Raw genomic sequence first — 12,483 nt, forward strand, 5'->3', positions numbered from 1 at the left:
CATAGGTTCGAGCCCTATTGCGCCCACCATATAAAAAATGAAACATGGTATGGCCTGGTAGTTCAGTTGGTTAGAATGCTAGCCTGTCACGCTAGAGGTCGAGGGTTCGAGTCCCTTCCAGGTCGCCATCATGCTGGTGTAGCTCAATTGGTATAAGCAGAGAACCCAAATTAGGTTTGTAAATTTGGTGTGAATCGCTTAGGGAATGAGTAATGGACCAGTAGTAAGTTAAAGGGTATTATAATTTTATATCATGCTGGTGTAGCTCAATTGGTAGAGCAACTGACTTGTAATCAGTAGGTTGGGGGTTCAAGTCCTCTCACCAGCTCCATGATTAATAATAAGAGTGTATATAGGCTCATTATGGAGGAGTGCCCGAGTCTGGCTAAAGGGGACGGACTGTAAATCCGTTGGCTTTGCCTTCACTGGTTCAAATCCAGTTTCCTCCACCATTTAAGTTATGCGGAAGTGGCTCAGTGGTATAAGCAGAGAACCCAAATCAAGCCTTTCGATTTGGTGTGAATCGCTTAGTGGATATGGTCCTTATAGATAATTAAATTATATCTATATAGGGATTGTTTAAATTATGCGGAAGTGGCTCAGTGGTAGAGCATCGCCTTGCCAAGGCGAGGGTCGCGGGTTCGAATCCCGTCTTCCGCTCCATTTGTATTTTAATTACTATGCGGGTGTAGCTCAGTGGTAGAGCCCCAGCCTTCCAAGCTGGTTGCGAGGGTTCGATCCCCTTCACCCGCTCCATAATATTTAAATATATTTTTTACTCACAAAATAATTTTTTTCAAATAATATATAGTATGGCGGCATAGCCAAGCGGTAAGGCATAAGTAGAGAACCAAAACATGCTTTTGTTTTGTGTGAATCACTTAGTTCGTAAGCTATTCTAGCCACTAGAAGTTCTTATATTAGCAAAACTAAATACGGCGGCATAGCCAAGTGGTAAGGCATAAGTAGAGAACCAAAACGTGCTTTTGTTTTGTGTGAATCACTTAGTTCGTAAGTTATTCTAACCACTAAAAGTTCTTATATTAGCAAAACTAAATAATACGGCGGCATAGCCAAGTGGTAAGGCATAAGTAGAGAACCAAAACATGCTTTTGTTTTGTGTGAATCACTTAGTTCGTAAGCTATTCTAGCCACTAGAAGTTCTTATATTAACAAAACTAAATATGGCGGCATAGCCAAGTGGTAAGGCAGAGGTCTGCAAAACCTTTATCCCCAGTTCGAATCTGGGTGCCGCCTCCATATATAAGTGCCCATAGCTCAACTGGATAGAGTGCTTGACTACGAATCAAGAGGTTGAGGGTTCAAGTCCTTCTGGGCACGCCAATAAAAGTCCTTTTAACAATACTGTTAAAAGGACTTTTTATTTTTAGGATATTTGTAAATAATGAATAAATAATGAATCTGAATTAGATACTATTGTCTTTAATGTTGGAGGAAAATAGGACATAGAGGCATTAGAATATAAAATAATTATAAAAATAATAACAAAGAAAAATTATATAAAGCTCCAATGTATATTATCCTAAACTTTAAGGCCTGTTATTTTAACAGGAAAATTATAGCTACAATAAAAAAACAGGGACTATGGTTCTTAGTCCCTGTTTAAAAGATTTTAAAGCTTATAAAGTTTTTTATCCTATATTACTGAAGTTTCAGAATCTAATACAGAAGGTTCTCCAAGAGATTTAACTTCTTTATATCGTGGTGAATCAATGTAAAGTTCCCCAAGGTATGGGTTTCTCTTTGTAGTAGTAGCTTTATAAATCATATATACAAATACCATAATATTTGCTATCAATGCAGCAAGACTTATTGCAAAGTATATTTTTGGATTGTATGTTGACATTACTTGATACTTTCCTTGATCTTGGAAAGCAGGGAATGTTTGTGAAAACATACACCATATAGCTAAGGTATGAGCCCTATGTTGTAGCCATGCTCCTTTTCCTATAGTAAAAGCACAAAGAGTAGGTGCTAATAATAATGCAAGGCCACAATACCATGCATGACCTGGTAGGCAGTTATAAGTATATGCAAAGTTCCATAAATCATAAGCTATTATCCAGAACCACATCATATCTGGCCATAGCATATCCATACTTTTATCATTTTTAATTTTCTTTCTTATTACAATTCCAAACCATCCAGTAATAGTTATAGTATTTAATATCCCTGCAATACCATTCATATAATTCCAAGGACCACTCATCATGATTTCTCCTTCAAATAGTTCTTTCATAAGTCCAAGGTTACCTATTTGAAAATCACGAACCACAGCTTCTATAATATTAATAGCAAGAATTAATGGTGGGAAAATTAAAGCAAATTTTTTTTCTGAGAGTTTCCAAAGAGTTTTTCCTGTGATTTTATCTTTCTTTTTATAATGTCTTATGAACCAGAAACCTATACATCCTGCAGTAGCAGAATATACTTTTGCCAGGTGAAACCAATCTGTATAAATTGTATCTCTTAGAACTGTAAACCAGAGAATGGACAATACAGCTGGTAAAACAATAAAACTTATAAATCCACCTGACTTTGACCTTCTTGAAAATTCGTTAAATAAAAATAATGCAGCAAAAACTACAAACCACATACCCCAAGCTGAAAATAAAGATGCTCCTTCAGCATAATTAAATGTAAACATATATAATCCCCCTTATATAATATAGTTATGATATTTGATAAAAAATATACAAATATCTTTATGAAAAATATTTGATAAAAAATATACAAATATTTTTATGCAAATTCTATATATAATATAAATAAGAATCTATAATTAACCATATTTAACGAACCTATGGCTCTATACCTGTAAAATCTTAGGCTCTCTAACCTGACGCGCAAGTATTTTCCCATCTTCTATAAGTGGTGGTAGTTTACGTGGCAACAATCTCTTTAATTAAAAATTCCCTACCACTGAGCAACTCCCAATTCTTACTATCACAATTTGGACATTTCCCATCAGCCTTAATTAAATTAAATACTTCTTTACAATTATCACACATACCGTTTCCTGGTAATGTTTCAATTTCTAACTTTGTATCCTCTAACATAGTCCCATCTACTGCAGCAGGATAGCAAGCTTTAGCAAACTTTGGTATAACAGAGGACAGTTCTCCAATTTGAAGTACCAAAGTATCAATCTCTGTAATTTCATTTTCCTTTGCAAAATTTTCGACTGTTTGAACAACATTAATCATAATTCCTAATTCATGCAAATTAATGCACCCCTATTCTTTATAAGTAAAAATAGTGGGTGGGCAATCACCCACTATTTTTAAAAATAATAATTTATTTTATTTCTTATTTGAACCACTAAAGGTCTTCTTAATACTATGAGTAATCATTCTGCCTTTACGTTTAACTACATTTTTCACAATTACCGGTTTTAAATCTTGGAAAGCTACATTTTCTTCATCATAATTTCTTACTAAAGAGATGGCATCAAATTTACACTTAGTAGTACATTGTCCGCAACCAATACAAAGATATTCATCTACAACAGTAGCTCCACAGCTTAAGCAGCGATCTGTTTCTTTCTGAACTTGTTCCTCTGTAAGTGTAGCTCGTAAATCTTCAAAAGAAGTCTTAGCTTTAGCGCCATCTACATGTGGGATTCTTTGTCTTGGAAGACGGTCAAATCCTGCTAAGTCTATGCTTTCTTTATCAAATGCTTTAAATTCTCTTCTATCACGGCCAAGAATTAAATCTTGCCCAGGTTGAACATAACGATGAATTGAAATTGCACCTTCCTTGCCTAAAGCTATAGCATCAATGGCAAACTTAGGACCTGTAGCAGCATCTCCACCCGCAAAGATGTCTGGTTCACCTGTTTGTAACGTTTTAGGATCTACTTTAATTGTATTATTTCGATTTAATTCCACTTTTGATCCTTCTAATATATTACCCCAGTCTATTGCCTGACCGATTGAAAGTAGTATTTTATCTGCTTTAATAGTCTTAATATTATTTTCATCAAACTTAGGATTGAATCTTCCTGTTTCATCAAAGACTGATATACATTTTTTAAATTCTATACCTACAACACGACCATTTTCCGTAAGAACGCGTTTTGGGCCCCAAGAATTATTGATTCCAATATCCTCTGACATTGCTTCATTAATTTCTTCATCAAGGGCTGGCATTTCTTCTCTACTTTCTAAGCAGAACATTTCAACTGTTGATGCCCCAGCCCTAGTAGCTGTTCTTGCCACATCTATAGCAACATTACCACCGCCAATTACTACAACATCTCCTTCCATATTTACATTGTTACCCAAATTAACATCTAATAGAAAGTCTACACCTGAAATAACACCTTCAGCTTCTTCACCTTCAACACCTAGTTTTCTACCTGATTGAGCACCAATTGCTAGATAAAATGCTTCATATCCTTGTTTCCTTAATTCATTAAGAGTTATATCTTTACCTACTTCTACACCAGTTTTGAATTCTACACCTAGTTTTTTCAATATATCGATTTCTGCATTTATTACATCTTTTTCTAATCTATAAGAAGGAATACCAAGAGCCAACATACCACCAAGAGCTTCTTGTTTTTCGAATACTGTTACCTTATAGCCATCTATGGCTAAATAATAAGCGCAGGATAATCCAGAAGGACCACCGCCTACAATAGCAATTTTCTTTCCGTAATCATGCCTTTTTTCAGGTATATAGCGTCTATCAGCATTTAAATCTTGTTCTGCAATGAACTTTTTAATATCATCAATAGCTACTGGCTCATCTACATTGCCTCTAGTACATGCAGATTCACACTTTCTAGGGCAAATACGTCCACATACTGCTGGGAAAGGATTTTGTTTTTTAATTAGTTCTAATGCCTCAGTATACTTACCCTGGGAGGCTAATTTAATATAGCCTTGGACAGGTATATGGGCTGGACATTCAGTTATACATGGACTTGTTCCAGAATCCAATACATTTTCTCTATTAGTTCTATAATCAGGATTCCATTTATCTGGTCCCCATTCAGTATTAGATGGAAAATCAATCCTCTCTTCTACAACTTGTGTTTCTTCACATAACTTTTGTCCTAATTTTAAAGCATTAACAGGACAAACTTGAACACATTCGCCACAGGCTACACATTTATCCGGATCTACTTGAGACGTATAATTGGATCTGACCATATCATTATTTAAAAACATTGTAGCAGTTCTTAAAGAAAAGCAACTACAACTGCAACAATTACAAATAGCATGAGTTTTTCCCGGTCCATCTGTATTTGGGATTTGATGCATTAAACCATTTTCTTCAGCTTTTCTTATAATTTCAAAAGCTTCTTCTTTAGTAATTTCTCTACCCCTACCTGTTCTTATATAGTATTCAGCAGCATGGTCTAATTGAATACACATATCTTCCTTCAAATGTCCACAGCCTTCTCCCATAATTTCTCTTGCTGTACGACAAGAACAGTCGGAAACTGAAAATATTTCAGCTTCATTTAGATATTTAGATATTTCTTCATAGGATGCGCTTCTAGTTTCACCATCAATAGCCATTTCAATAGGAATAACACGCATAAGGCCTTTTCCCACAGGAAATACTCCCGCTGTTTGAGGTCCTCTTACTCTTCCATAGGCTTCAAAAGATTCTGCAATTTGTGGATATTTTCTAACGTTTTCTTTATGGTTAACCATCATCTCCATAACGCCAGGTATCCAGGTTTCAAGCCAGTATTTATCTACACCATCTTTTTTACCTACAAAACAAGCGCCTGTCATAGCTAAATCCCATAATAGTTTTTCTGTTTCTTCTACAGGTTTTCCAGACAACTGTGCCACTTCTTTTGCAGATTTAGGATTTCGAAATTCCAAAAATAGTCCCATTTCTGCCATTTCATTTGTAACAACTGGTTCTAAAATCATATATTCAGGATCTGTGTATTTATATGATGATTTTGAACCATGTTTTTTATTACCAATACGATTAGCTAGCTGTAAAACTTTATCTTTTTTCATAAATTATCCCTCCAATAGAATTAAACTTTGTATTATGCCTTCCAGTCCTTGATTTCAGAGCGTAGCCAATTTGCCCATTCATCAATACCCTCTCCTGTTTTTGCAGAAATAGGGATTATTTTAATATCTGGATTTAATTTTCTTGCTCTTTCTTTAACAGCTTCTAAATCAAAATCAAAATAATCTATTGTATCAATTTTATTAATTAATAAAACATCTACTTTTGAAAACATTAAAGGATATTTTAAAGGTTTGTCATCTCCTTCTGGTACACTTAAAATCATGGCATTTTTAGATGCCCCAGTATCAAATTCTGCTGGGCAGACTAAGTTGCCTACATTCTCTAAAATAGCAAAATCAATATTTTCTATTCCTAGTCCATCAATTCCTTGTGCTGTCATATCAGCATCTAAATGGCACATTCCTCCTGTGTGTAATTGAATAACTTTTGTACCAGTTTCAGCAACGGTACTGGCATCAACATCTGAGTCTATATCTGCCTCTAAAACTCCTATGTTCATCTCATCTTTTAGAGCTTCAATAGTTTTTAAAACTGTAGTTGTCTTACCTGAACCAGGGGAGGACATTAAGTTTAATAAAAAAGTTTTATTCTCTTTTAACTTATTTCTTAAAAGCTCTGCTTGACGATTATTGTCTTCAAAAACGCTTTCCTTAATTTCTAATACCTTAAAGGTTTTCATTATATACATCCACCTTTCTATAAACTTTCATTATTTTTTATAATAGTATAATAATCCTTTTTACTTTGTTATCATTTTATCACTTTAATTGTACCTAAAATCAAAACACTAATCAAAAAAACTTAAGTATTGAAATTTCAACGTTTAAGCACATTCACTTTAATGAGTAGTTAACACTGTAGTTTTAAGAACTTCCTATATTTAGCATTGATAGTTAGGGTTTTAACAAATTTGTTTGTAAACATATCTTGGATGTAAAAAATAATGGTATTGACTAAAATCCATCCTCTAAATCGATTTCGATATATCCACCAAATTTTTCAGCCATTATATCATACAAGGGCTCACCTAACATAAAGGTATAAATTTCATCTGTCTTTTCTATAACATTTATATCTTTAAATTCTTCAGGATATAATACTTTTCCTAGGAAATATATATTAGCTATAGCTGTTTCAATATTTTTATGATACGAAGTACATGGTAGTTGGGCATAAACCTGTCCATTTTTAACAGCAGTTAATTCCTTATAATATTCTGGATTTTTCTTATAATCTTCTTTTACAAGGGCTAGTCCATTTTCATCGATTACAAGTATATCTGGGTCCCATTTAACAAGCTGCTCTTTATCAATCATTATAGAATTAGATTTACCTATTTCATCAGCTACATTTTTAGCACCAATTGTATTTAATATAGGGGAATCGCCCTCAGTGCTTTCAATTCCATGGTTTCCTTTATAACTTAGACCACCTACATATATACTTGGCTTTTCATCCTCTGGAATGTCCTTTGTAAGATCAGTAAGTTCGGCTTTACAATCTTCCATAAAGTCAATTAATTCTTCTGCTCTATCTTCTTTTTCAACTATTTTTCCTATAATTTCTAAAGATTTATACATATCCTCGTCAAAAACTGTTGAATCACCACGACTCACTACTACTATGGGTATGCCTATCTTTTTTTGTAGCTCCTCGATTTCAGCTACATCTAAAATATCTCCCGCAATAATAACGTCTGGATCGGCTTCTATAAGTAGTTCTGGATCTGGATTAGCTGGGAATCCTTCTCCTACTATAGGTAGATTTTCTAATTCAGGGTTAGCAATTATATAAGGACGTCCAGTTTCCGGAGATTGTTGTTTTTTTTCAACTCCTGCAAGTTTTTCAGTGCCATTTATATAGGTATAAAGCCTAAGGGCAGAACCTATGACTACCACCTTATCAATTGGGCCTTCTAAGCTTATATCCCTACCTGCCATATCTGTTATTTCCAGGGTATTAGTATTACTGGCTTCAGTCAGATTCTCTTTATGGTCTTGATTGTTTCCTGATTGTGTACATCCAGATAGTACTGACATAGAAAGTAATATTATTGTTAATAATATACTTATTTTCTTTTTCATTTTCATCTTTCCTTTCTTAATTATATTTATATTGGAATAATTACAGGAATACCTGAATAATCTTTTATTACTACATCTAGGTTATATACACTTTTAATTGATTCTGGATTTAAAATTCCTGCATCTCCCCAATCAAAAAGTTCACCTTCTTTTAGTAAAAGAAATTTATTAGCAAAACGTAGGGCCAAATTTAAATCATGCATAGTAATTATTGCTGAAATTTTTTGTGTATCAATTATCTCTCTAATTGTACTAAGAACTTCCATTTGATTTTTTAAATCTAAATTACTAGTTGGTTCATCCATTAATAAAACTTTCGGCTGTTGAACAAGGGCCCTAGCTATAATAACTTTTTGTAACTCACCCCCACTTAATTCATTGGTATAACGCATTGAATAATCCTCTAATTCTAGTAAATGTAAAACTTCCTCTACAACCTTAATATCTTCTTGTTCTAGATCCCATTTAATATATGGCCTTCTTCCAAGCAAAACAAAATCAAAGACTGTTTGCGTTGAGTAACTATGACTCTGTGGCACATATGCAATGTTTTTAGCTAATTCTACCTCTTCTAGTACAGAGTTATCTGTACCATTTATATATACAGTTCCTGATTGAGGTTTTAATATTCTGTTTAGACATTTTAAAAGTGTGGATTTACCTGCTCCATTAGTTCCCAAGATTGCTAGTAAATCTCCTTCTTTTAATGAAAATGTTATATCATGAAGAACATCATTTTTAGGATATGAAAAGCTTATATTTTCGGCCAATAAAGTCATTGATTTATGTCCCCCTTTATAAGAAAATAAAGAAATAATGGTGCCCCAAGAAAAGATGTTACAGCACCTACTGGTAAAATTTGTGGTGATATAACTATACGTGCCAATGTATCTGATATAAGTAATATAAGTGACCCCATAATGGCTGATGCAGGTATGAGATATTTGTTATTACTACCAATTAATTTTTTTGTAATTTGGGGACAAATTAAACCTATAAATCCTATAATACCTAAAAATGATACGGTAACGGCAGTAATAATGGAAGCTATAAACATTCCACCAAGCCTTATTTTTTCCACATCTACCCCTAGACTCTTAGCTATTTCATCTCCAGCGTCTAGTGCATTATAATCCCATCGATGGTATATGAAATAAGCCATAGATAAAAGGATTAAAATACCCATTATTAAAATTTCATTCCAAGAGGCCCGACCTAAATCTCCAAAAGTCCAGAAGACGACGGCTGCTATTTTAGTTGTGTCTTTTGAAAAGTACTGAATAATCATAGTACCTGCTGAAAATAGAGAACTTAGTGCGGCACCTGCTAATATAATACTCTGAGTAGAAAAATGGCTTAACTTTGATAATAATATAATCAATAGGGTTGAAATTATGGAAAAGAACATTGCACAAATCGTAACAATATGAGGATTATAGATTTGTATTTCACCCAATCCAGTGCTAACTACAGTACCTGCACCTAGTAAAATAATAGCAATATTAGCACCAAAGGCAGCTGCATGTGATATTCCAAGGGTGGAAGGAGATGCCAGAGGATTTTTTAAATTATTTTGCATAATACATCCTGCCATTGACAATCCTGCACCTGCTAACATACCCAACACTACCCTTGGCATACGAATATTTCTTATAATAGAGACTGATTTGGTATTTCCTAAACCAAAGATAGCTAGAATTACCTCCCTTGGTTTAAGACTAGTTGCACCTGCAGTTATAGCCCAGAAAAATGCAAGAATTGTTAAAATCAATAAAGAAGTAATAATAAATTTCTTTTTGTTTGTATATTGTTTATATTCATTATTTTGAAAAGGTATTTTTCTATACTTCTTAGTATCCACAGTTTACCAACCCCTAGAATATTCATTAAAGCAATCAAGACAAACTTTTTTTCCCTCTTGAAGTCGCAGTTTATGTTCTGGTGCGCCTTCATTACATTTTTCACATATAATGGTAGTAAATCTTCTAGCTTTCTCTGGTAATTTCACATTAACTTTTTCAATTTTAAAGACATTTTCTGATGGTGCCTCTAAAATATATCGTTGTTTTTCTTCCCTTTCCATTTTTTTCTCATCATGTTTCAACATTAATCTAATTGCATCACAATTTTTTCTGTTTATAAATGTAAAGGCCATCTTTCCAGTATCCTTTAAAATTAAATTTCCCTTTCCTATTGTGCAACTAGTTAGAACTTGAACAGCATCTACTCCACAGGCATCATTTTCTGTTATACATATTATTTCTTCATCTTGAGAAAAATTAAAATGCATTTTCTCTTTTGCTATTTCAGTTGCCCTAAATCCAATGGCCAGACCCGGACATTCATGTCCATGAAATTCTACACATTTTTCCCATAATACTTTGTTCATCTTAGCTCCTCCTAATATAAAATTTATGCTATCATTATAACAATAGTTGTTATTATATTGTCAATCCTATTGTATATAAAGTTAAAATAACAATCAAAGAAATAGAAAGGTTGAAGTTCCAACACCTTCAACCTTTCTATTTCATGATTAATTTACACTATTTATAATGAATTGTCTCTTAAATACCCTCTATACTAAATTCTTTTAATATTATATATGTAAAATATACTTGAATGTAAAAAACTCCCTAAATAATTCACTTAAGGAGTTTTTTAAAAATTTTCATTTAGAAAAATCTATCTAATAAGTCCTTAGAATACCAAATTGTATTTTCAATTGAAAGGGCACTCATAATTTCCCCTGCTAAAAATATATTGTTTTCCCCTTGTATGCTCTCTAATTTATCATAAAATCCATTTTGTAAAGTAGGAGTGTCTACATAAGGACAATGTTTCCAACGTTTAGCCTGATATAGCCTTGGATTCTCCACACCTAATCTATATAAATCGTCTTTAATATAATCTAAAGGGGATGTTTTGGAATCACTAGGTGGATTATATGCATAAAGTATTACCATTCCTTCCTTTTGATTTATATCCCATCTAGAATCCCATATAGTAATATGGCCCTGCCTACTAGTTGATAAATTTTCTAATATGCAGCCACAACCTTTAGGAACATTTTCTACAACAAAAGCATAGACATTAAAATCTTGATATTTTATACTATTTAAATATTTTTTCATATCTTTATCCCAAAAATGTAAGTGTGAAAATTGATCTAGTGGAGTAGTGATAATAACTTTATCAAATTCAAGTCTTTCGAATTGAGTCTGAACCCACAGACTTTTTCTAGAAGATAGAGAAATATCTATTACCTTTTGACCTAGTCTAATATCTTTAATTTCTCGACCTAAGTGTTTTGCCAATGTTGAAACTCCACCATTCCACGTATAAAACTCTGGAATCTTCATAAAAGACATTAAATGATTATAGTTCATAATTCTAAGTACATAAAGTGCTGGGACTTCATCAAGATTTCCTAAACCAAAAATAGTAAAGTAATGTGTATATATGGTCTTTAAAATCTTAAATCCATGTATGTCACACCATTCTGAAAAAGGCAACATTAGTGGTGGTTCTATATTTTCAATATAAGCATTCTCTAGAGATTTATATAAATTTAGAACTTTAGGTAGTCTCTCTAATTCATATAAAAAACCTTCTAAATCTTCTTTTGGTATTGGCATAATTTTTTGGCCATCTGCATTATAATTGGTGCGGGATAACTTTGGTCCATCTACTTTAATATTTAATCTTTTCATAAGTTTCCGAAGGTTTGTATATGAAGGTAATCCAAAAATAGCTCCCAATTCATAAGATTTTCCCTTATACCAAATACTATGCAGTTTTCCACCAATACGCTCTTCTTTTTCAAAAAGCGTTACATTTTTATACCCTTTATTTTGAAGACCTTCAGCTATGGATAAACCGGAAAGTCCTCCACCAATAACTGCAATTTTATAATTTTTTTTATTCACTACTATCGCCTCGCTTTGGAGAATTTATTAAGGCAAGAAGCCAAAGAGGCAATGTATCTAAATCTGCACCATTTTCTATTGATCTTTCTAAAACAACTTCAGCTGGTGTTTTGCCTTTATTTGACCCATTAGCAATTTTGCTAAAAAAATTATATTCTCTTATAAAATTATTCATTGCATTCTCAACTTTTATAAAGGAATCTAGATTTTGGTTCGTTGAAACTTTATTATAAAATTCTTTAACTAAGAATTCATTGAACTCTCTTATATCATCTAGTATATGAATATCTTCAGATGAAATAAAAATATGATTAATATTAAATTCTTTTAGAATATCTTCATATTTATCATTTTTTACAAAATAGGGTAGAAATTCTCTTTCTTTCTCAGTAATTAAGTTTTCAATATTTAAATTAAAAGTTTCTAACAAATAAACT

At 32.8% G+C, this 12,483-nt stretch carries 10 protein-coding genes and 7 tRNA genes; 7 read left to right on the plus strand and 10 right to left on the minus strand.

The genetic code is table 11. The annotated features are described in order from the left end of the window. The first annotated feature begins 51 nt into the window (after positions 1-51). From VK071_01625 to VK071_01655, 7 genes are all read left to right on the plus strand, one after another. Positions 52-128: transfer RNA gene (locus tag VK071_01625), tRNA-Asp, on the plus strand. Between the two features lie 127 nt (positions 129-255). Continuing rightward, a tRNA-Thr gene (locus tag VK071_01630) sits at positions 256-331 on the plus strand. A gap of 34 nt (positions 332-365) precedes the next feature. Beyond that, positions 366-452, plus strand: a tRNA-Tyr gene (locus VK071_01635). A 136-nt stretch (positions 453-588) separates the two neighbouring features. Further along, positions 589-663, plus strand: a tRNA-Gly gene (locus tag VK071_01640). Between the two features lie 19 nt (positions 664-682). After that, positions 683-756, plus strand: a tRNA-Gly gene (locus tag VK071_01645). A gap of 430 nt (positions 757-1,186) precedes the next feature. Then, positions 1,187-1,260 (plus strand) — tRNA-Cys (locus VK071_01650). A 7-nt stretch (positions 1,261-1,267) separates the two neighbouring features. Next, positions 1,268-1,344, plus strand: a tRNA-Arg gene (locus VK071_01655). A gap of 313 nt (positions 1,345-1,657) precedes the next feature. On the opposite strand, the gene VK071_01660 is transcribed toward VK071_01655, so the two are convergent. The 10 genes from VK071_01660 to VK071_01705 all read right to left on the minus strand — a co-directional run. Next, on the minus strand, positions 1,658-2,668 hold the full coding sequence (locus VK071_01660; protein HLR34015.1) for a DUF5692 family protein: 1,011 nt from the start codon (positions 2,666-2,668) through the stop codon (positions 1,658-1,660). 235 nt (positions 2,669-2,903) lie between these two features. Then, complete coding sequence (locus tag VK071_01665) at positions 2,904-3,245, minus strand: hydrogenase maturation nickel metallochaperone HypA (GenBank protein HLR34016.1); 342 nt, start codon at positions 3,243-3,245, stop codon at positions 2,904-2,906. A gap of 78 nt (positions 3,246-3,323) precedes the next feature. After that, the gene (locus VK071_01670; protein HLR34017.1) at positions 3,324-6,011 is read right to left on the minus strand and encodes an FAD-dependent oxidoreductase; all 2,688 of its coding nucleotides are present in this window, start codon (positions 6,009-6,011) and stop codon (positions 3,324-3,326) included. A gap of 32 nt (positions 6,012-6,043) precedes the next feature. Next, the gene (gene hypB / locus VK071_01675) at positions 6,044-6,712 is read right to left on the minus strand and encodes a hydrogenase nickel incorporation protein HypB (protein HLR34018.1); all 669 of its coding nucleotides are present in this window, start codon (positions 6,710-6,712) and stop codon (positions 6,044-6,046) included. 274 nt (positions 6,713-6,986) lie between these two features. Continuing rightward, positions 6,987-8,117: an iron ABC transporter substrate-binding protein gene (locus tag VK071_01680; protein ID HLR34019.1), complete on the minus strand. Its 1,131-nt coding sequence runs from the start codon at positions 8,115-8,117 to the stop codon at positions 6,987-6,989. A 26-nt stretch (positions 8,118-8,143) separates the two neighbouring features. Then, positions 8,144-8,896, minus strand: a complete 753-nt coding sequence (locus tag VK071_01685; protein HLR34020.1) for an ABC transporter ATP-binding protein — start codon at positions 8,894-8,896, stop codon at positions 8,144-8,146. After that, on the minus strand, positions 8,893-9,978 hold the full coding sequence (locus tag VK071_01690; protein HLR34021.1) for an iron ABC transporter permease: 1,086 nt from the start codon (positions 9,976-9,978) through the stop codon (positions 8,893-8,895). The genes VK071_01685 and VK071_01690 overlap by 4 nt, the downstream gene beginning before the upstream one ends. A 3-nt stretch (positions 9,979-9,981) precedes the next feature. Then, entirely contained in the window at positions 9,982-10,506 is a 525-nt protein-coding gene (locus tag VK071_01695) for an FmdE family protein (GenBank protein HLR34022.1), read from the minus strand. Positions 10,507-10,792: 286 nt separating this feature from the next. Further along, complete coding sequence (locus tag VK071_01700) at positions 10,793-12,046, minus strand: FAD-dependent oxidoreductase (protein HLR34023.1); 1,254 nt, start codon at positions 12,044-12,046, stop codon at positions 10,793-10,795. Next, a partial coding sequence (locus tag VK071_01705) for a hypothetical protein (GenBank protein HLR34024.1) occupies positions 12,039-12,483 on the minus strand: 445 nt, incomplete at its 5' end. The genes VK071_01700 and VK071_01705, both read right to left, overlap by 8 nt.

The organism is Tissierellales bacterium (assembly GCA_035301805.1).
Taxonomy (GTDB): Bacteria; Bacillota; Clostridia; order Tissierellales; family DATGTQ01; genus DATGTQ01.